Origin of the sequence: Agromyces aerolatus (genome assembly GCF_031432255.1) — a bacterium.
GTDB lineage: Bacteria > Actinomycetota > Actinomycetes > Actinomycetales > Microbacteriaceae > Agromyces.
In genome coordinates, this window is record NZ_JAVKGQ010000012.1 from 96,897 (window position 1) to 115,765 (window position 18,869).

19 protein-coding genes are annotated in these 18,869 nt (G+C 71.7%); 8 read left to right on the forward strand and 11 right to left on the reverse strand.

The genetic code is table 11. From position 1 onward, the window contains the following. Window positions 1-21: 21 nt before the first annotated feature. Window positions 22-975 (reverse strand): EamA family transporter, encoded by a 954-nt coding sequence (locus RH864_RS14595; RefSeq protein ID WP_310518291.1) that lies wholly within the window; start codon window positions 973-975, stop codon window positions 22-24. Window positions 976-1,078: 103 nt separating this feature from the next. Here RH864_RS14595 and RH864_RS14600 point away from each other — a divergent pair, with 103 nt between their 5' ends. Further along, window positions 1,079-1,627: a CGNR zinc finger domain-containing protein gene (locus tag RH864_RS14600; protein WP_310518292.1), complete on the forward strand. Its 549-nt coding sequence runs from the start codon at window positions 1,079-1,081 to the stop codon at window positions 1,625-1,627. A gap of 115 nt (window positions 1,628-1,742) precedes the next feature. On the opposite strand, the gene RH864_RS14605 is transcribed toward RH864_RS14600, so the two are convergent. The 4 genes from RH864_RS14605 to RH864_RS14620 form a co-directional block, all read right to left on the reverse strand. Continuing rightward, on the reverse strand, window positions 1,743-2,306 hold the full coding sequence (locus tag RH864_RS14605; protein WP_310518293.1) for a type 1 glutamine amidotransferase domain-containing protein: 564 nt from the start codon (window positions 2,304-2,306) through the stop codon (window positions 1,743-1,745). Between the two features lie 191 nt (window positions 2,307-2,497). Further along, on the reverse strand, window positions 2,498-2,767 hold the full coding sequence (rpsO, locus tag RH864_RS14610; RefSeq protein WP_310518294.1) for a 30S ribosomal protein S15: 270 nt from the start codon (window positions 2,765-2,767) through the stop codon (window positions 2,498-2,500). Window positions 2,768-2,875: 108 nt separating this feature from the next. Then, entirely contained in the window at window positions 2,876-3,850 is a 975-nt protein-coding gene (locus tag RH864_RS14615; protein WP_310518295.1) for an NAD(P)-dependent alcohol dehydrogenase, read from the reverse strand. 9 nt (window positions 3,851-3,859) lie between these two features. Beyond that, window positions 3,860-4,966, reverse strand: a complete 1,107-nt coding sequence (locus RH864_RS14620; RefSeq protein WP_310518296.1) for a CPBP family intramembrane glutamic endopeptidase — start codon at window positions 4,964-4,966, stop codon at window positions 3,860-3,862. Window positions 4,967-5,081: 115 nt separating this feature from the next. On the opposite strand from RH864_RS14620, the gene RH864_RS14625 reads away from it, so the two are divergent. Then, the gene (locus RH864_RS14625; RefSeq protein WP_310518297.1) at window positions 5,082-5,447 is read left to right on the forward strand and encodes a DUF488 domain-containing protein; all 366 of its coding nucleotides are present in this window, start codon (window positions 5,082-5,084) and stop codon (window positions 5,445-5,447) included. Window positions 5,448-5,520: 73 nt separating this feature from the next. Beyond that, window positions 5,521-6,960 carry an HNH endonuclease signature motif containing protein gene (locus RH864_RS14630; protein WP_310518298.1) on the forward strand — a complete coding sequence of 480 codons (1,440 nt, stop codon included), beginning with the start codon at window positions 5,521-5,523 and terminating at the stop codon, window positions 6,958-6,960. 54 nt (window positions 6,961-7,014) lie between these two features. Here the strand turns inward: RH864_RS14630 and RH864_RS14635 are convergent, their stop codons facing one another. After that, window positions 7,015-7,857 carry a CPBP family glutamic-type intramembrane protease gene (locus tag RH864_RS14635; protein WP_310518299.1) on the reverse strand — a complete coding sequence of 281 codons (843 nt, stop codon included), beginning with the start codon at window positions 7,855-7,857 and terminating at the stop codon, window positions 7,015-7,017. 150 nt (window positions 7,858-8,007) lie between these two features. Here RH864_RS14635 and RH864_RS14640 point away from each other — a divergent pair, with 150 nt between their 5' ends. Together RH864_RS14640 and RH864_RS14645 are read left to right on the forward strand one after the other, a co-directional pair. Then, window positions 8,008-9,093 carry a M4 family metallopeptidase gene (locus RH864_RS14640; RefSeq protein WP_310518313.1) on the forward strand — a complete coding sequence of 362 codons (1,086 nt, stop codon included), beginning with the start codon at window positions 8,008-8,010 and terminating at the stop codon, window positions 9,091-9,093. A 62-nt stretch (window positions 9,094-9,155) separates the two neighbouring features. Continuing rightward, entirely contained in the window at window positions 9,156-9,449 is a 294-nt protein-coding gene (locus RH864_RS14645) for a protealysin inhibitor emfourin (protein ID WP_310518300.1), read from the forward strand. A 49-nt stretch (window positions 9,450-9,498) separates the two neighbouring features. Here the strand turns inward: RH864_RS14645 and RH864_RS14650 are convergent, their stop codons facing one another. The 3 genes from RH864_RS14650 to RH864_RS14660 all read right to left on the reverse strand — a co-directional run bounded on the left by RH864_RS14650 (window position 9,499) and on the right by RH864_RS14660 (window position 12,675). After that, entirely contained in the window at window positions 9,499-9,870 is a 372-nt protein-coding gene (locus RH864_RS14650) for an FKBP-type peptidyl-prolyl cis-trans isomerase (protein ID WP_310518301.1), read from the reverse strand. A 214-nt stretch (window positions 9,871-10,084) separates the two neighbouring features. Next, window positions 10,085-11,215 (reverse strand): PrsW family intramembrane metalloprotease, encoded by a 1,131-nt coding sequence (locus tag RH864_RS14655; protein ID WP_310518302.1) that lies wholly within the window; start codon window positions 11,213-11,215, stop codon window positions 10,085-10,087. Next, the gene (locus tag RH864_RS14660; RefSeq protein WP_310518303.1) at window positions 11,212-12,675 is read right to left on the reverse strand and encodes an FAD-binding oxidoreductase; all 1,464 of its coding nucleotides are present in this window, start codon (window positions 12,673-12,675) and stop codon (window positions 11,212-11,214) included. The genes RH864_RS14655 and RH864_RS14660 overlap by 4 nt, the downstream gene beginning before the upstream one ends. A gap of 142 nt (window positions 12,676-12,817) precedes the next feature. On the opposite strand from RH864_RS14660, the gene RH864_RS14665 reads away from it, so the two are divergent. Then, on the forward strand, window positions 12,818-14,380 hold the full coding sequence (locus RH864_RS14665) for an AlkA N-terminal domain-containing protein (protein WP_310518304.1): 1,563 nt from the start codon (window positions 12,818-12,820) through the stop codon (window positions 14,378-14,380). A gap of 56 nt (window positions 14,381-14,436) precedes the next feature. Next, window positions 14,437-15,309 (forward strand): fumarylacetoacetate hydrolase family protein, encoded by an 873-nt coding sequence (locus tag RH864_RS14670; protein ID WP_310518305.1) that lies wholly within the window; start codon window positions 14,437-14,439, stop codon window positions 15,307-15,309. Window positions 15,310-15,325: 16 nt separating this feature from the next. Here RH864_RS14670 and RH864_RS14675 read toward each other — a convergent pair whose 3' ends face one another. Both RH864_RS14675 and RH864_RS14680 read right to left on the reverse strand, forming a co-directional pair. After that, the gene (locus RH864_RS14675; RefSeq protein ID WP_310518314.1) at window positions 15,326-16,786 is read right to left on the reverse strand and encodes an aspartate ammonia-lyase; all 1,461 of its coding nucleotides are present in this window, start codon (window positions 16,784-16,786) and stop codon (window positions 15,326-15,328) included. A gap of 239 nt (window positions 16,787-17,025) precedes the next feature. Continuing rightward, window positions 17,026-17,316 (reverse strand): DUF4190 domain-containing protein, encoded by a 291-nt coding sequence (locus RH864_RS14680; protein ID WP_310518306.1) that lies wholly within the window; start codon window positions 17,314-17,316, stop codon window positions 17,026-17,028. Between the two features lie 167 nt (window positions 17,317-17,483). On the opposite strand from RH864_RS14680, the gene RH864_RS14685 reads away from it, so the two are divergent. After that, window positions 17,484-18,779: a uracil-xanthine permease family protein gene (locus RH864_RS14685; protein ID WP_310518307.1), complete on the forward strand. Its 1,296-nt coding sequence runs from the start codon at window positions 17,484-17,486 to the stop codon at window positions 18,777-18,779. Window positions 18,780-18,869 lie beyond the last annotated feature (90 nt).

The following is an 18,869-nucleotide window of genomic DNA, read 5'->3' on the forward strand; positions in this document are numbered from 1 at the left end:
GCCTAGTGGCCGGGTACGACACTACGGCCGCGGCGCCTCCGTCGGCGGCACGGGCACCACGTCGATGTCGAGGGCGCGGGCGACGGGGTCGCTCGCGGGGCGTTCGAGGCGGACCAGCACGATCCCGCCGAGGATCGCGAGCCCGCCGAGCACCTGCACCGGGCCGATCGCCTCGCCGAGCACGACCCAGGCGACCAGCGCGGCGAACACGACCTCGCTGAGCCCCAGGAACGAGGCGAGCCGCGAGCCGAGCATGCGGATGGCGGTGATCCCCGAGACGTACGCGAAGGCGGTCGAGATCACCCCGACCGTCAGCACCGGGATCCACCACGGCGCCGTGGTGCCGAAGAACGCGACGTCGGTGAAGACGGCCGCGAACGGCAGCAGACCCGTCACGCCGAGCAGCCCGAGCGCGAGCGCCCCGACCACCACGCCGGCTCCAGCGAGCGCGATGGGCGGCAGCGAGGCATCCGCCCGGTCGCTGAGCACGAAGTAGGCGCACACGCCGACCATCGCGAGGACCGCGAACAGGATCCCGGCGGGGTCGAGCGCACCGCCGCCCGGGCCGATGACGAGGACGAGCCCGGTGACCGCGAGAAGCGAGCCCGCGATGACCACGAGCTGCGGCGGACGCCGCCGGCGCGCCCACGCGACGAGCACGAGTGCGACGGGCGCGAGGTATTCGATGAGCAACGCGGTGCTCACGGGGATGGTCGCGATCGACGCGTAGAACGCGACCTGGGTGCAGATGATCGCGAGCAGCGCGTAGCCGAGCACGGTCCAGCGTGCCCGCCACAGCGGACGCAGGTCGAAGCGGAGCGCCCAGAGCGCGGGCAGCGCGAGTAGCACGGCCGCAACCGAGATGCGGGCGAACACGGCCGCGCCGGGCGTCCACCCGGCCTCGAGCAGCGGTTTCACGACGGCGCCGCCGGCGCCGAACGCGAGCCCGCTCGCGAGCCCGATCGTGATGCCCACCCATCCACGCGATCCCCGCATCACACACCCCTCCACCCACGCGCTGTCATGGGTGAACAGCGGTATGCTCGTGACGCTAGCGGGTTCCACCGTCAGGAGTCAAATGATTTTCGCCGATGACACGACCTTCGCGCTCAACTTCGTCGCCGCGCTCGCCGACACCGAGCCGGAGGCCTCGGAATCCGGCGAGGACGAGCTGTCCGACCCCGGGCAGCTCCGCACGCTCCTCGACGCGTGGCTGTACTCGGGTCGTCGCGACGGCGACGCGCGCGAGGTGCGCGAGGTGCAGGCGGCTCGCGGGCGCCTGCGCGAGCTCTGGGGGCTCGACCGCGACGACGCCGTGGCCGAGGTCAACGCGATCCTCGCCGAGGCGAACGCCCTCCCCCGGCTGGTCCGTCACGACGAGCTCGACTGGCACATCCACGCCACGTCGCCTGAGGCGCCGCTCGCCGAACGCATCCTCGTCGAGGCCGCCATGGCCTTCGTCGACGTCATCCGCTCCGATCAGATGGACCGGCTGCAGACGTGCGCGGCCGATGACTGCACGGGGCTCTTCCTCGATCTGTCGAAGAACGCGTCGAGACGGTTCTGCAGCACGCGGTGCGGCAATCGCATCGCGGCGCGCGCGCACCGCGCCCGCGCCGCCGACTGACCGCGAGGCCGCGGGGCTCGCCGGCCGGCCACGGGACGGCGCACACGACGAGCGGATGCCCCGACGGGACATCCGCTCGTGTGCGAGGTCGAAGGCGACCGACCCGGTCGTGAGCTCAGGCCGTCTGGCCCGCGTGCTCGCCCTCCGCGATCTCCTCGATGGTCTTGTCGATGAAGGCGGGCAGATCGTCGGGATTGCGGCTCGTGACGAGCCCCTGATCGACGATCACCTCCTCATCGCTCCAGTCGGCCCCGGCATTGGCGAGATCCGTCTTCAGGCTCGGATAGGACGTGAGGCTGCGGCCACGCGCGACGCCGGCCTCGGCGAGGATCCACGGTGCGTGGCAGATCGCGGCGACCGGCTTGTGCTGCTCGAAGAACTCGCGCACGAAGCGCACGGCGTTCTCATCCATGCGGAGGTGGTCGGCGTTCACGACGCCGCCGGGCAGCACGAGCGCGTCGTACTCGGACGCGGAGGCGCTCGCCACATCGCGGTCGACGTCGAACGTGTCCGCCTTGTCGTTGCCGTGCATGCCGAGCACGGTGCCCTCGGTCGGCGAGACGAGCGTGACCTCGGCGCCGGCCTGCTTGAGCGCGTCCCAGGGATCGGTGAACTCGACCTGCTCGACGCCGTCGGTCAGCAGGAATGCGACGCGTTTGCCGGTGAGTCGTTCGGCCATGGTGATGGTGCTCCTTCCGTCGCGGTCAGTACGCGTTCCACGCTAGGAAGCGAGCCGCCGGGTCGCCAACGGGTTGACTTCACAGGGGCCGGTCCGTGGTCGTGACGGAATGCGGAACGGGCCGCCACCCGGAGGTGACGGCCCGTTCGTCAAGAAGTTCGCGGTGTCATCGAGAGCCGCGGCAACGCTGCTTAGCGGCGCAGCCCGAGACGCTCAATCAGCGAGCGGTAGCGCGTGATGTCGACGTCGGCGAGGTAGCCGAGCAGACGACGGCGCTGACCCACGAGGAGCAGCAGACCACGACGCGAGTGGTGGTCGTGCTTGTGCTCCTTCAGGTGCTCGGTGAGGTCTTTGATGCGCTTCGAGAGAATCGCGATCTGGACCTCGGGGGAACCGGTGTCACCGGGGTGCGTCGCGTACTCTTCGATGATCGCCTTCTTGGTATCTGCATCCAGTGCCATAGAGGGATCCCCTTCCTGCTCATTGCGCGCTGCCCGGGGCCTGATGCCTGGGCTCTCTTGATGCGCGGCCGATTCACGGCAACCTCAAGAGTTTAGCAGAGCGACAGCTCACCCGGGGACGATGACCAGCTTGCCGATCACCGCACCCGCGCGGAGTCGTTCGACCTGGTGCGGCACGTCGGCGAGCGGGTGCGGCCCGTCGATGACGGGCGTGAGCGTTCCGGATGCCACGAGCGAGAGCAGTTCGCCGACGTCGCGGTTCGGGCGCGCGATGAGCAGGCCCACCCGACGCCCCCGCCGGTCGGCGCCGCCGAGCCCGCCGAGCACGATGCGCAGGAGCAGGCCGGGGCGGCCTCCTACGACGACCGTCTCGCCGCCCGGTGCGAGCAGCGCCCGCGCAGCGGGGGCCGTCAGGGCGCCGACGACGTCGACGACCCGGTCGAAGCTCGGGTGCGACACGTCGTCGAGCCGGGCGGCCTCGATCGCCTCGTCGGCGCCGAGCCGCCGGAGCGCCGCGAGCTTGGGCGCCCGGTCGACGACCGTGACGTGCGCGCCGGCCACGTGCGCGAGCTGGATCGCGAACGTGCCGACGCCGCCGCCCGCACCGACGATGAGGACGCGTCGGCCGTCGAGCAGCACCCGGTCTCCGAGCGCCTGGAGGGCCATGCTGCCGGCCTGCGGCAGCGTGCACGCGGCTTCGTCGCCCACCTCGTCAGGGACGGGCGTGAGGGCTCGCTCGCGTGCGGCGACGTACTCGGCGAAGCCGCCCCATCCGCTGACGGAGAGGTCGCCCGCGACCCGGTCGCCGACGCGGAACCTCGTCGCCTGCTCGCCGACGGCCACGACCTCGCCCGAGACATCCGACCCGATGATGCGCTGCCGCGTGCGGAACGGCGCGTTGACCCGGGTGAGCATCGGGCCGGTGACGAGGTCGACGTCCCAGGAGTTGATCGACACCGCCCCGACCTTGACGAGCACCTGGTCGAGCCGCGGCACGGGCACCGGCCCGCGCGCGGCGCGCAGCACCTGTTCGGGCCTGCCGTAGCCGGTCTGGATGATCGCGCGCATCCGCTCGGGGATCATGCGCCGACCCTATCCGGCGCGGGGCACCGCCGCATCCGCCGAGTGTTCCGGCGCCGTGGGCTGCGCCGCCTCGGCGAGCGTCAGGCCGGGCGCCGGCTGCTTCCGGAACTGACCGGTGACGAGCAGCACGACCGCGGCGAGCGCGAGCAGGATCCAGCCGGGCCAGCCGAGCAGGCTCCCCCACGGGCCGGCCGGCAGATCCCGGGCGTCGACGAAGATGAGGAACGCCGAGACCGCCGTGTTCAGTGCCGCGTGCGCGACGACCGCCGGCCAGACGGAGGCACTACGCAGCCGCAGCCAGCCGATCAGGATGCCGACGAGCACGCAGAAGACGACCATGAAGCCGACGCCCGCGAGATCGGAGCGCTGGTAGTTGTAGCCGAGCAGGATGAGCGGCGCGTGCCACACGCCCCAGATCGCTCCCGAGATCAGCAGCGCCGGCCACGTGCCGAGCGGACGGAGCGCGGGCAGCAGCCAGCCACGCCAGCCGACCTCCTCGCCGAACGCGGCGAAGCAGTTCACGACGGTGATGAACGGCAGCGTGATGAGGTTGACCAGGACGATGACCGAGACGTCGACCGGCGCGACCGCCGGGGCGCCCGTCGCCTCGATCGTCGCGGTGATGGCGCTGACCCCTGTGAGGTCGAGGCGGATGAGTCCCATGGCCTGACCGAGCAGCATCGACGCGTACGCGAGCACCCAGAAGCCGACTGCGCCGACGGCGATGAAGAGCCAGGTGCGCCCGGCCGGGCGGATCGGGCTGAGGCCGAGAAAGCGCGGGATGTTCGGGGGCCGGCGCACCCACAGCACGACGACGAGGGTCGCGAGCGCGGGCGTGTACATCATCGCGAGCGCGATGAGCGTGAAGAGCGGATGCATCAGCCCCTCGCCTGACGTCCACAGCGGCAGCGCGACGAGCCAGGCGCCGCCGATCGAGATCGCCACGAACACCACGACCGCGAGCCACGGGACCGTCGACGGGAAGATCGGGCCCCGCTCGGTGTTCTTCGCCCGCTGGGCGTCGGCGCGCTCGCGCCTGCGGGCGGTTCGGTCCGGGGGCAGCACGGTCTGCGGCGCGTGGGCCGGAACCTGGGCGGGGGCGGATGTCTCGCTCATGTCTCCATTCGATCAGGGCGGATTCCGGGGACACCTCCCCCGCGTGGCGGATTTCGTCGTCCGTTTCTTCTCGCGGATCTCCCCCGTGCGCTGCGCGAGGGTGCAGACTGGGCGCGTGGCGTTCGTGATCAAGCGGGTGTACGAGCCGGCGCAGGCGTCGGACGGCTATCGGGTGCTCGTCGATCGGCTCTGGCCGCGCGGCGTGAGCAAGGCGCGCGCGGCGCTCGACGAATGGGCGAAGGACGTGGCACCCTCCCCCGAGCTCCGGAGCGAGTGGCATCACCACCGGGAACGATTCGACGAGTTCGCGGCCCGGTACCGCGTCGAGCTCGACGAGAATCCCGCGACCGATGAGGTGCTCGCGCTCGGCACGACGCACGATCGCGTGACGCTGCTGTTCGGCGCGCACGACGAGCGCGTCAATCACGCGGTCGTGCTGCTCGACTGGCTCGCCGACCACGGAGCCGCGGTCGAGCGCTGACGCGCTGCGCGCGGCGGGAGGCCGCTGGCCCGTCCCGACTCCGGATGTCGGTGGGTGCTGGTTGGATGTCAGTATGCATTCGGCGATCGAGACGCGGCCCGCGAGTGCCCTCGAATGGGAGCTCGCGGCGATCTCCGCGTTCGATGGCATGATCCGGCAGATCCAGGCCGATCAATACCACCGGATTCAGCGGGCTCGCGAACTGGCGACCGTCGTCGATGGCGTGACGGGTTCGGGCACGGCGCGCGAACGGGACCTGTCGATGCGCTCGTTCGTCGCCGAGCTCGCGACGACGCTCGGCCAGCACGAGGCATCCGCGTCACGACTCGTGGCCGAGGCCGAACGCCTGACCGGCCCGCGCAGCGCGACGCTCGACGCACTCGAGTCGGGTGCGTTGGCGCTCACCCAGGTCCGGTCGGTGCTCGAGCTCACGCAGGGCGTGCCGCCGCGGGTCGCCGACGCGATCGAGCAGGTCGCGCTCGACGCGGCGACGGCCGCAACGCAGCGAGGTGTCGTCTCGACGAACTCAGAGGTGCGGCGCCGTATGCGCCGGGTGCGCGAGCGGATGCATCCCGAGTCGCTGACCGTCCGCCGCTCGCGCGCCGCCGAGGATCGGCGGATCTGCGTCGAGCCTGCTCCCGACGGCATGGCCTGGTTGAGTCTGTTCGTCGAGGCCGAGCGTGCGCTCGCGATCGAAGCGCGTGTCGGGGCGCTGGCCGCGCGCGAGCGGCCAGGTGATCCGCGGACCAAGGCCCAGCGCGCGGCCGATCTCGCGGCCGACCTCCTGCTAGCGGGGGTGCTGCCCGACGACGAACGCTCGCGGGCGAGCCTGGCTACGACGGGCGCGGTGCAGCCGCGGATCACCGTGACCGTGCCGATGCTGACCCTGCTGGGGCTCGACGACGAGCCGGCCGATCTCGACGGGTACGGTCCGATCGACGCCGAGACCGCACGGCGGCTCGCGGGGCACGCCCCGTCGCTGCGCCGGATCCTCGTGAACCCGGAGACGGGCGCGGCGCTCAGTTACGGGCGCGAGTCGTACCGCGCCCCCGCCGACCTCGCCGGGTTCGTGCGCGTGCGAGACGGCGGATGCCGGTTCCCAGGATGCACGCGCCGCGCCGACGTCGGGGATCTCGACCACACCGTCGCCTGGCGACGGGGCGGACGGACCGACGCCTCGAACCTCGCGGCACTCTGCCGCCATCACCATCGCTTGAAGCATGAGCGCGGCTGGCGCGTCGAGCACGAAGCGGGCGGCGTGATGCGGTGGACCTCCCCGGCAGGCCATGTGCTGCGCACGCTGCCGGAACGGCCGTTCACACCGGTCGGCCCCGGTACGGAGGCCCGAGCGAGCGGTAGGGCCGGGCCACGCGACGGGGCCGGGCCAAGCAACGGGGCCGGGCCAACCACCGGGGGCGCGTCAAGTGACCGGGCAGGGCCCGGACCCGGACCGGCACCGGCACCGGCACCGGCACCGGCACCGGCACCGGACGAAGCTCCCCCGCCGTTCTGAGCAGCGCTGACGGGTCGCGAGCGAACTGCGCGGTGCCCCGTCGCCTCGCGCCGCTCAGGCCGGCGCGAACGGGAAGATCGCGGGCCAGCCGTTGTGGGCGTACACGATGACCGCGAACACGACCGCGTCGAAGATCAGGTGCACGATGAGCACGTACGTGAGCGACTTGGTGAGCTTGAACGTGTAGCCCTGGATCAGCGCGAACGGGATCGTGAGCAACGGGCCCCAGGACTGGTACCCGAGCTCCCACAGGAACGACACGAACACGACCGACTGCAGCAGGTTCGCCTGCCAGTCCGGGAAGTGGCGGCGCAGCAGCGCGAACACCGTGCAGATGAAGAACAGCTCATCCCAGGTGCCGACCGCGTTCACCCCGACGAACAGGCGTGCGATCTCGTCGGGCGCGATCACCGTCGGCCAGTTCGTGTACACCCCGGAGCTGATGAAGTAGAACGGCAGGATCAACCACCCCGCGAACGTCACGAGCAGCAGGTACGTCCACTGCACACGCGTCCAGCGCTGACCGGTCCGCCACGGGAACCGGATCACATGCTCCCGGTAGACGAAGCGCGAGATCAGGTACGGCACCGCGACCGCGAGCCCGAGCACCGCACCCATGAGCGCCATGTTCGGATAGCTGATGTCGGCCTCGAGCGAGATCGTGGAGATGATCAGCTGACCGATCGCGATCAGCGCGAGGTCGGCGAACAACCGGCTCGTGCGCCCCGATCGGTCGGTGAGCCATGCGCCGACGAGTCCCAGCGCGAGCACCGCATACCCCGCGAGCGGGATCATCACGCCGAAGAGCAGCACGGCGGCGGCGCACACGAGCCCGGCCGGGATCAGGCCGATCGGATGCGTCCGCACCGCTGGCGGCGACTCGATCGCGGTGGGCACGCCCCCAGCTTCGCCGCCGCGACCATGGTTCGCCAAATCGCGCGGCGCGCGGCGTGCGCTGTGGGCGGCGCATGGCAGCATCGAGACATGACGGAGGCACAGGGGGCGGACGCCGCCACGCGGCGGGCGCACACGATGAACACCAGACGGATGCATCGGGGCATCGTCCCGCCCTACCTGCTCCGCCGGCTCGCGGCCATCGACGACCCGCGGTACCGCGTGGCGAGCGACGCCGCACAGCGGTCGCTGCGGCATGACGCGCCGATCCGGGAGCTGCGCGCCTCGACCTCGGTGCCGCCCTTCCTCCGCGCCGAGCGCGAAGTGCACGACGAGCGGCCGGCGGCAGCGCCGGGTACCGCTCCCCAGCCCGACCGGCGCATCTCCGACGCCGAGCACACCGAGACGCTCCCCGGCCGCATCGTGCGCCGCGAAGGGCAGCCGCCGGTCGGCGACGCCGCCGTCGACGAGGCGTACGACGGGCTGGGTGAGACGTTCGAGCTGTTCGCCCGGGTGTTCAGCCGCGACTCCATCGACGGGGCCGGGCGACCCCTCGAGGCCACCGTGCACTTCGGCGAGCACTACGACAACGCGTTCTGGGACGGCGAGCGCATGGTGTTCGGCGACGGTGACGGCGAAATCTTCCGCGGATTCGCCGACTCACGGTCGGTCGTCGGCCACGAGCTCACCCACGGCGTCATCGACCACACCGCACAGTTGCGCTACGAAGGGCAGTCGGGTGCGCTGAACGAGCACCTCGCCGACGTGTTCGGCGCCCTCGTCGAGCAGTACGCCAAGGGACAGGACGCCGAGGCCGCGAGCTGGCTCATCGGCGAGGGCGTGTTTACCGACGCCGTCGAAGGGCGGGCGCTGCGTTCCATGCTCGCGCCCGGCACCGCGTACGACGACGACGTGCTCGGCCGCGACCCGCAACCCGACCACATGAGCCGGTACGTCGACACCACGGAAGACCACGGCGGCGTGCACCTGAACTCGGGCATCCCGAACCGCGCCTTCGCGCTCGCCTCACGCGAGCTCGGCGGCTTCGCCTGGGAACGCACGGGCCGCATCTGGTACGACGTTCTGACGAGTGGCCGGCTTGCGACCACGGCCGGGTTCGACGACTTCGCGGGCGAGACGGTCCGCGTCGCGAAGACGCTCTTCGGCGACGGCTCGGCCGAGCACCTCGCGGTCGCGAACGGCTGGACGAGCGTCGGCGTCACCCCGGCCGAACGCTGATCGCGGGCGTATCGAGCGTCGCCGGTGGGCGCCGCGCGGTGAACCGGCGTAGCATCTGCCCCATGCTGCTGTCGGTGTCGAGGTCGGGCGGGCTCGCCGGGCTGCTCCTCATCTGGGAGGTCGACGTCGACGACCAACCCGACCGGGAGGCCTGGGTCGGTCTCATCGGCCGCCTTCCCTGGCAGGAGGCCCGGCCCGCAGCCGGCGAACCCGATCGATACGTCTACCGGATCCGCTGCGCGCCGCACGACGCGACCCTGCAGGAACGACAGCTCACCGGGCCGTGGCGCGACCTCGTCGACCGCGTCCGGGAGACCGCGGAGCCGCGCCGGGCGAAGCCGGGCCTCGAACGTTGAAGGCCGCCGGGACACCCCGGCGGCCTTCAGCGGTTCGTTGGATCGCAGTTCAGCTCACGCCGCGCAGGTCGATCACGAAGATGAGCGTCTGCCCGCTCAGGCGGTGTCCGCCGCCCGCCGGACCGTACGCCTTGTTCGGCGGGACCGTGAGCTTCCGGCGGCCGCCGACCTTCATGCCGGGAATGCCCTCCTGCCATCCGGCGATCAGCGCCGACAGCGGGAAGTTGATGGACTGGCCACGGCTCCACGACGAGTCGAACTCCTCGCCGGAGTCGTACTCGACGCCCAGGTAGTGCACGTCGACCGTCGAACCGGGCGTCGCCTCCGCGCCGTCGCCCACGACGAGATCCTCGATCACGAGCTCCGTGGGTGCCGGCCCCTGGGGCGCGTCGATCTCGGGCTTGCTATTGGTGTCGGTCATGCCTCCATCCAATCGGATGCCTCCGCCGCTGTCCACGCGAGGACGGATGTCCAGGGGGCCTTGCGCTCACCGCGAACGCGAGGCAGTCTGGAATCCACGGACTCGCCGCCCCCCGCCGGCTGTCGGCAGTGCCACACCCCGGGGGCGGCGAGTTTCGCTGTGTACCGGCAGGGCTGTGTACGGGCAGGTTCGTCGCGGGTCTGGACCCGCCGACTCACCGCGCCGACAGCGCAGCGCGGTCAGCGGCGATCCGGGCGAGCAGCGCCGCCTCGTCGCTTCGCCGGCGCCGGCCCGTCGCCACCGCGTGTCGGTCGAACGCGAGGTGCGTGGCATCCGTGATCAGTCGTCGCATCTCGGCGGCGCGCGGCGGCCGCATACCGCGCGCCCACCGGAGCGCGTCGCGGCGCCCGCGCGTCGTCGCGAGCAGATCGATCTCCGAGGCGTGGAACCAGCCGGCCGCCGCGTACTCGGCGAGCGCCGCGCGCGTGATCCGCACCTCCTGGCGTCGCAGCCACACTGCGAGCACGATCGCGGCGACGAAGATCGGCACCTGCACGGTCACGTAGAGCCCGATCGCATCGCCCGAGAAGGCGAGCGACCCGTTCCAGAGCGCGTGCAGCGCGATGGCACCGCCGAGGCCGAGCAGGAACCAGCCGCCGGCTCCCGCCGACGCGCCCCGCCGGGCTGCCACCCCCAATGCGAGCCCGATGCACGCCGTGAACAGCACATGCGCGAACGGGGAGAAGATGCCGCGAACGACGAACGTGGTGCCGAGGCCCGCGGCCCCGCCCTCGACGAGCGCGGCCCCGAAGTACAGCACGTTCTCGGTGAACGCGAACCCGCCCGCGACCGTCGCGGCGTACACGAGACCGTCGACCGGTCCGTCGAAGTGCGCGCGTGCGAACGCGAACAGCAGCAGCACGCCGAGTCCCTTCGCGACCTCCTCGACGACCGGCGCCTGCACCACAGCCTGCAGCGCCTCGTCCGGCGCACCGCCCGGCGTGACGGCGGCCACGGCCAGCTGCACACCGAGGTCGACGATCAGCGCGATCGCCACGGAGACCGCGGCGCCCCAGAGGAACGCGAACCACAGCGCCCAGCGCGGTTCGGGCTCCCACCGGTCCACCCACCTGATCGCCAGCAGCACCGCGATGAGCGGGATGAACGCGAGCAGCGACCCCACGACGAGCGTCGAAAGCCCCAGCGCGAGCGCCAGATACGCGATCACGAGGAGGGCGGCGAGCCCGCCGAGCGCGATGCCGAGCACCGCGAACACGACCGCGCCCGCCCCGGAGCGCGGGCTCGCGACCCGGCCGGGCGCGGGCTCGCCTGAAACGACGCTCATCGGGATGGTCCTCGCCCCTCAGCCTCCGAGGCACGCCCCGACGCGGCGACCGCCTCGGCCGCCGACGGCGCCTCGGGCTCGAACATCACGGCGGGGTTCAGGATGCCGGCGGGGTCGAACACGCGCTTGAGCTCACGCTGCAGCTGCCACTGGTCGTCGCCGAGCTCGTCGCGCAGCCACCGGCGTTTCAGCAGGCCGACGCCGTGTTCGCCCGTGAGCGTCCCGCCGAGCGCGACCGCGACGCGGAACAGCTCGTCGGCCGCAGCCCACACCTGCGCGGGCACCTCGTCGCCCTCGAACACGAAGTTCGGGTGCAGGTTGCCGTCGCCGGCGTGCGCGAGGGTCGGGATCTCGAGCCCGTGCCGGACGCCGATCTGCTCGATCGCGCGGAACATCTCGGGCAGCCGCGACCGCGGCACCGCGACGTCCTCGATGAGCACCTGCCCCCGCGACGCGAGCGCCGTGTGCATGGAACGCCGGATCGCGAGCAGCCGCTCCCCCGTCGGGACATCCGTCGACCGTGTCACGCGACCGCCCGACTCGGCGAAGACCGCCGCGATCCGGTCCGCGTCATCCGCTGCGCCCGCACCGTCGGCCTGGGCGAGCAGGAACGTCTCGCCCGGCTCGAGCGTCTCGAGCGGCGTGCCCGCGAGCGCGTCGGCGCCGAGGTACTCGGCCACGCGCGCGACCCCGGCCGGATCGATGAGCTCGAGCAGCGCCGGCCGGATGCGTGCCGCCGCGATGCCCGCGCACGCCACCGCGGCGGCCTCGACGTCGGAGAACGCGGCCGCGAGCGTCACGGGCTCCCCCGGCGGGATCGGCCTGAGCCGGACGGTCGCCTCGACGATGACGCCGAGCGTGCCTTCGCTCCCCGTGAGGAGGGCGGTGAGGTCGTAGCCCGTGACGCCCTTAACCGTACGGTGACCGGTGCGCAGCAGGCGGCCGTCGGCCAGCACGACCGCGAGTCCCAGCACCGCCTCGCGCGTGACACCGTACTTCGCGCACAGCAGACCGCCCGCGTTCGTGGCGATGTTCCCGCCAACCGATGAGATCGCGCGACTCGCGGGGTCCGGGGCGAACCAGAGCCCGAGCGGTCGGACCGTCTCGTTCAGGTCGCCGTTCAGCACGCCGGGTTCCACGACCGCGAGCTCGTCGGCCTCGTCGATCTCGACGATCCGGTTCATGCGCGACACGTCGAGCACGATCGCACCCTCGCTCGCGACCGCGCCGCCCGCGAGCCCCGTGCCCGCGCCGCGCGGTACGACGGGCGTGCCGGTCTGCGACGCGATGCGGAGCGTCGCCTGCACCTCGTCGACGGATCCCGCCCGGACCACCGCGATCGCGGTCGCCGGGCTGATCAGTCCCGACCGGTCCTCGCGGACCGCGCGCAGCACGGCCGGGTCGGTCGTGACCGATGCTCCGAGCGCACGCCGGAGGTGGGTGAGAACGTCGTTCGGCATGCGGTCAGCCTACGGCTGGTTATGGAAGTCGGCGTGATCGAGACGGATGCCCCGTGGCGGGTCAGATCCCCTCGTGACGGCTGCCCGGCTGATGTCCGATTCCCGCTGGTCGCCACTCGGAAACGCGTGCGAGGCTGTGGGCATGACCGCACCGCAGCTCGCCGAAGACCCGCTCGACGACCCGGTCTTCGCCACGCGCTACCGGGCGATGCTCGCGCGCGACTCGCGTTTCGACGGGCAGTTCATCACCGGTGTGCGCTCGACCGGGATCTACTGCCGTCCGAGCTGTCCCGCGGTCGCACCGAAGCCGCGCAACGTCACCTTCTACCTCACGGCCGCGGCCGCGCACGAGGCCGGGCTCAGGGCCTGCAAGCGCTGCCTCCCCGACGCCGTGCCCGGCTCGCCCGAGTGGGACCTGCGCGACGACCTCGCGGCGCGCGCCATGCGGCTGATCTCCGACGGCATCGTCGAACGCGAGGGCGTGCCCGGGCTCGCCGCCCGGCTCGGCTACACACCCCGGCACCTGACGCGCGTGCTGACCTCCGAGCTCGGCGCGGGCCCGCTCGCGCTCGCGCGCGCGCACCGCGCCCAGGTCGCGAGGGCACTGCTGAGCGCCACCGACCTCTCCGTCTCCGAGGTCGCGTTCGCCTCCGGCTTCGGCAGCATCCGGCAGTTCAACGACACGATGCGTTCCGTCTACGAACGCAGCCCGGTCGAGCTCCGTGACGCCGCGCGCAAGAGGCCGGGTCACATCGTCCGTTCCGGAGGCCGTCCCGGGTTCCTCGCGATCCACGACATGCCGATCGAACGCCCCGTGTGCGGCGCGGCCCGCGAGGTCGGCACCGTCCGGCTCCGCCTCCCCGCCCGCACGCCGTTCGACGGCACCGGGGTCTTCGCCTGGCTCGCGGCGCGCGCGATCGACCGGGTCGAGCTCGCAGACTCCCACCGGTACGAGCGCACGCTGCGGCTCCCCGCGGGGCCCGCGGTCGTGGTGCTCGCCGACGCCGGCGACGGCCTCGAGATCGAGGCCAGGCTGTCGAGCCTCGCCGACCTGCCCCCGCTCGTCGCCCGGGTCCGCCGCCTGTTCGACCTCGATGCCGACGCGGTCGCGATCGACGCCGCGCTGCGCGCCGACGCGCGGCTCGCCGGATCGGTGGCGGCGACCCCCGGTGTCCGGCTCCCGGGCACGCTCGACCCCCACGAGCTCGTGATCCGCGCGCTCATCGGCCAGCAGGTCTCGGTGGCCGCCGCCAGGACCGCACTGTCCCGGCTCGCCGCCGAGCTCGGCGAACCGCTGTTCGACGGCGACGCCCGGCTCCTCTTCCCCACCGCCGACGCGATCGCCGCCCACGGGAGACGCGTGCTGCGCGGGCCGGCGGCCCGCATCCGCACGATCGTGGACGTCGCGAAGCGGCTCGCCTCGGGCGACCTCGTCGTCGCCGCCGAGCGCAGCCGCGACGAGCTCACGGCCGACCTTCTCGCGGTGCCCGGCATCGGTCCGTGGACCGCCGGATACGTCGCCATGCGCGTGACCCGTGCCCCCGATGTGCTGCTCGTCAGCGATCTCGCGCTCAGAAACGGCGCTGAGCGCCTCGGACTCCCCGGCGATGCATCCGCCCTCGCCGAAGCCGGCCGGCCCTGGGCCCCGTGGCGCAGCTACGCCTCCATGCACCTCTGGCGCGCGGCGCAGCGCCCGAGCGCGTGAGCGCGGCACCGTGCGCCGAGTCGTAACGAATCGATACAGACGGCTAGCCTTGACTGGTGAAGTTCGCCCATCTCAGAGTCGAAGGCCACCCCACCCCCCGGCTCGCGATGGTGATCGGTGAGTCCGCGCTGTTCCTCGACGAGACGATGCCCGACGCCCCGCGTGACCTGCAAGAGCTCATCGAACGCGGCCCCGGAGCGCTCGAGGCCATTCGCGAGGCCACCGCGGCCGCCGTCGACGACGGCCGGCTCGTGCCGCTCGACGGACTGCGTCACGCGTCGGCCGTCCTCCGCCCGCCGCAGGTGATCGCCATCGGCGCGAACTACGCCGCGCACTCGAGCGAGCTGAAGCTGCGCTCCGAGTCCGCCATGACGATCTTCTCGCTCTGGCCGAACTCGCTCTCCGGCCACGGGCAGACCACCACCTGGCCCGAGGACCTGTCGACCCAGGTCGACTACGAGGCCGAGCTCGGCGTCATCATCGGCAAGCCCGCGCACAACGTGTCCGTGCGCGACGCGCTCGACTACGTGTGGGGCTACACCGTGGTCAACGACATCACGGCGCGCGACATCCAGTTCAGCGAGGCCCAGTGGTCGCGCTGCAAGTCGTTCGACGGGTTCACGCCGACCGGACCGGTCGTCGTCACCGCCGACGAGGTCGCCGACCCGCAAGACCTCTGGCTCACCACCAACCTCGACGGGCACCTGCTCCAGGACGCGTCCACGAACGAGATGGTTCGCGGCGTCGCCGAGATCATCGCCTACCTGTCGCGCTCGGCGACCATCCCGCCCGGGACCCTCATCTCGACCGGGAGCCCCGGCGGTGCGGGCTACTCGCGGTCACCGCAGGTCTTCCTCCGTGACGGCTCGACCGTCACGGTCTCGGTCGTGGGGATCGGCTCGCTCACCACCCACTGCCGGGTGGTGTGAGCAAGCCGCTCGCGCGCTACTCGCTCGGTTCGCCCTGGCGTTCGATCACGGGCACGGCCTGCGTGATGGGGGCCACCCCGGAGAGTCGCGCGGGCAGCAGCTGCCGTTCGACGTCGGCCCGGGTCATGAGCCCGGCCTCGACCACCAGGTCGGCGACGGCGCGACCCGTTCGCAGCGCCTCCTTCGCGAGCTTCGACGCCTCGGCGTAGCCGATGAACGGGATCAGCGCCGTGATGACGCCCACGCTGGACGCAACCATCGCATCGAGCCGCTCGACGTTCGCGGTGATGCCGTCGACGCAGTTCACGCGCAACGTCCAGCACGCCTGACGCATCCACGTGATCGACTGCAGCAGCGAGTGCGCGATGACCGGCTCGAACGCGTTGAGCTGCAACTGCCCGCTCTCGGCGGCCATCATGACCGTGACGTCGGCCCCGGCGACCGCATAGGCCACCTGGCTGACCGCCTCGGGGATGACCGGGTTGACCTTGCCCGGCATGATGCTCGAACCCGCCTGCCGCGGCGGCAGGTTGATCTCGGCGAGGCCCGCCTGCGGGCCCGAGGAGAGCAGGCGCAGGTCGTTGCAGATCTTCGAGAGCTTGATCGCGCTGCGCTTCAGCGCGCTCGAGAACGTCATGAACACGCCGGTGTCGCTCGTGGCCTCGATGAGGTCGGGCGCGGCCTCGAGCCGCAGACCCGTGATCTCGTTGAGATGGCGGATCGCCGCGGCGGCGTAGCCGGGATCGGCCGTGATCCCGGTGCCGATCGCGGTCGCGCCGAGGTTCACCTCGGAGAGCAGCTTGATCGTCTCCCGCAACCGCGCGATGTCCTCACCCAGCGTCGTGGCGAAGCCGTGGAACTCCTGCCCGAGCGTCATCGGCACGGCGTCCTGCAGCTGCGTGCGCCCGACCTTCAAGACGTCGTGGAACTCGCGCCCCTTGCGCCCGAACGAGATGCGGAGCAGATCGAGCTCGGTGAGCATCGTCGTGAGCGAGCTCGTCATCGCGAGCTTGATCGCCGTCGGGTACGTGTCGTTCGTCGACTGGCTGCGATTGACGTCGTCGATCGGGTGGAGCACGTCGTAACGCGCCTTCTGGTACCCTGCGATCTCGAGCGCGAGGTTCGCGATGACCTCGTTCGCGTTCATGTTGGTCGACGTGCCGGCCCCGCCCTGGATGACGCCGACGACGAACTGGTCGTGCAGCTCACCGTCGATGATCCGCTGGCAGGCTTCGTCGATCCAGGCCTGCTTCTGCGCGTCGAGCACGCCGACCTCGCGGTTCGCGCGCGACGCCGCCTGCTTCACCTGCGCGAGCGCGACGACGAGGTCGGGGTAGACCGAGATCGGACGCTTCGAGATCGGGAAGTTCTCGAGCGCCCGCATGGTGTGCACGCCCCAGTAGGCGTCGGCCGGAACGTCGACGGAGCCGAGGGAGTCGGTCTCGGTCCGGGTGGGCTCGTCGGGCGCCGGCTGCACGCTGGCCTCCAGTCGTTCGATGGGCGGGTGAAACGTCGGAATCGACACGGTGGGCTCCATTGCCTCTCGGCCGTGCGGGATCGCCGCACGACCAGGTGGATCGATGCGCCGGCGGGGTACCCGTCGGCTCACCTCGAGCCTACCCGCGTGGGCATGCAGATGCGGGCATGCCCGCAGGGGGCATGCCCGCATCCGGGCGGCCGGGTCGCGGCCGGATCCCCGGCCGGATCGCGGCCGGGTCAGATGAACGCGAACGGCAGCATGACGAGTCCGAACACGAGCGCCCCGACCGTGAACAGCGCGGCACCCGCGAGCATGACGGCGTTGAGCACGACGCCCCAGATCGCCATCGTGCGCGAGGCCGGCTCGCGCTTGAGTGCGAGCACGCCGAGCACGACACCCACGACGGGCACGATGAACGTGAACCCCGCGAAGATCGACACGATGCCGAGCACGAGGCTCGCGATGCTGAAGCCGTTCGTCTCGACGTACGGCTGGGCGGGGATGCCGGTTCCGGCGGCGGTGGTCATGGTGGGCTTCCTTCCTGAGTGGATGTCTCCACGCTACGAGCCGGCCGCGCCTCGCGACATGGGGCTATCCCCCGCATCGGCGCGGCGGGAGGCCCGATCACGCTGCCGCGGGCGCGCGACCGGTACCATCGCATCGATCCACTCCCCCTCGTTGAAACGGACCTCCCATGCCCCTGCCCTGGACCGTGCACGGTGACGGCGGCGACGTCGCACCCGATGCCGTCGTCGCCCCCGGCGAACGCCTCTCCTGGCCCCGCACGATCGGCCTCGGCGCCCAGCACGTCATCGCCATGTTCGGCGCCACCTTCCTCGTGCCGATCCTGACCGGGTTCCCGCCCGCGACCACGATCTTCTTCTCCGGCATCGGCACGCTGCTCTTCCTCGTCATCACGAGGAACCGTGTGCCCAGCTATCTCGGTTCGTCGTTCGCGTTCATCGCGCCGATCACCGCAGCGACCGCGGCCACACAGGTCGACGACCCGATGGGCGCGGCGCTCTTCGGCATCGTCGCGGTCGGCGTGCTGCTCGCGCTCGTCGGCCTCGTCGTCCAGTGGGCGGGGACGGGATGGATCGACTGGCTCATGCCGCCCGTCGTCGCCGGGGCCATCGTCGCCCTCATCGGGTTCAACCTCGCGCCGGCCGCGCGCGACAACTACGTGCTCGCCCCGATCACCGCGACGATCACGCTCCTCGCCGTGCTCGTCGCGTCGGTGCTCTTCCGCGGACTCCTCGGCCGCATGTCCATCCTCGTCGGCGTCGTCGTCGGCTACGTCGCGGCGATCGTGCAACAGGAGGTCGACTTCTCGGCGGTCGGCGAGGCGGCCTGGGTCGGCCTGCCGACCTTCCACCTGCCGGCCAACCCGTTCGCCGACACCGCCGTCTGGGGCCTGCTCCCGGCGTTCCTGCCCGTCGTGCTCGTGCTCATCGCCGAGAACGTCGGCCACATCCGTGGCGTCGCGCAGATGACCGACCCGTCGGTCAACGCCTCGACCGGGCGGGCGCTGTTCTCCGACGGGCTCGCGACGACCATCGCCGGCTTCTTCGGCGGATCGGGCACCACGACGTACGGCGAGAACATCGGCGTCATGGCCGCGACGCGCGTCTACTCGACCGCGGCCTACTGGGTGGCCGGCATCATCGCCGTGCTGCTCGGACTGTCGCCGAAGTTCGGTGCGCTCATCAACACGATCCCGCCCGGGGTGCTGGGCGGTGTCACGACCGCGCTGTACGGCCTCATCGGCATCATCGGCGTGAAGATCTGGCTCGACAACCGGGTCGACTTCACGAAGCCCGTCAACCAGTTCACGGCCGCGACCGCGCTCATCATCGGGATCGCGAACTTCACGTTCGACGCCGGCGCCGGCATCGCCTTCAACGGCATCGCGCTCGGCACCATCGCGGCCATCGTGATCTACCACCTCATGAACGGCATCGCGCGCGTGCGCGGCACGGGCGCGGCCTGACCCGCACCAGAACGACGGATGCCTCGGGCGAAGGTTGAACTGACCCCCGGGAGTTGGACTGAGTAATTCAGTTTCGGCTCCTGGGGGTTG

Excerpts from the sequence above, each read along its gene's own strand:
- RH864_RS14600 (WP_310518292.1), top strand. The coding sequence starts at position 1,079 with ATGATTTTCGCCGATGACACGACCTTCGCGCTCAACTTCGTCGCCGCG.
- RH864_RS14605 (WP_310518293.1), bottom strand. The coding sequence starts at position 2,306 with ATGGCCGAACGACTCACCGGCAAACGCGTCGCATTCCTGCTGACCGAC.
- rpsO (WP_310518294.1), bottom strand. The coding sequence starts at position 2,767 with ATGGCACTGGATGCAGATACCAAGAAGGCGATCATCGAAGAGTACGCG.
- RH864_RS14615 (WP_310518295.1), bottom strand. The coding sequence starts at position 3,850 with ATGATCCCCGAGCGGATGCGCGCGATCATCCAGACCGGCTACGGCAGG.
- RH864_RS14620 (WP_310518296.1), bottom strand. The coding sequence starts at position 4,966 with ATGAGCGAGACATCCGCCCCCGCCCAGGTTCCGGCCCACGCGCCGCAG.
- RH864_RS14630 (WP_310518298.1), top strand. The coding sequence starts at position 5,521 with ATGCATTCGGCGATCGAGACGCGGCCCGCGAGTGCCCTCGAATGGGAG.
- RH864_RS14640 (WP_310518313.1), top strand. The coding sequence starts at position 8,008 with ATGCATCGGGGCATCGTCCCGCCCTACCTGCTCCGCCGGCTCGCGGCC.
- RH864_RS14645 (WP_310518300.1), top strand. The coding sequence starts at position 9,156 with ATGCTGCTGTCGGTGTCGAGGTCGGGCGGGCTCGCCGGGCTGCTCCTC.
- RH864_RS14650 (WP_310518301.1), bottom strand. The coding sequence starts at position 9,870 with ATGACCGACACCAATAGCAAGCCCGAGATCGACGCGCCCCAGGGGCCG.
- RH864_RS14655 (WP_310518302.1), bottom strand. The coding sequence starts at position 11,215 with ATGAGCGTCGTTTCAGGCGAGCCCGCGCCCGGCCGGGTCGCGAGCCCG.
- RH864_RS14660 (WP_310518303.1), bottom strand. The coding sequence starts at position 12,675 with ATGCCGAACGACGTTCTCACCCACCTCCGGCGTGCGCTCGGAGCATCG.
- RH864_RS14665 (WP_310518304.1), top strand. The coding sequence starts at position 12,818 with ATGACCGCACCGCAGCTCGCCGAAGACCCGCTCGACGACCCGGTCTTC.
- RH864_RS14680 (WP_310518306.1), bottom strand. The coding sequence starts at position 17,316 with ATGACCACCGCCGCCGGAACCGGCATCCCCGCCCAGCCGTACGTCGAG.
- RH864_RS14685 (WP_310518307.1), top strand. The coding sequence starts at position 17,484 with ATGCCCCTGCCCTGGACCGTGCACGGTGACGGCGGCGACGTCGCACCC.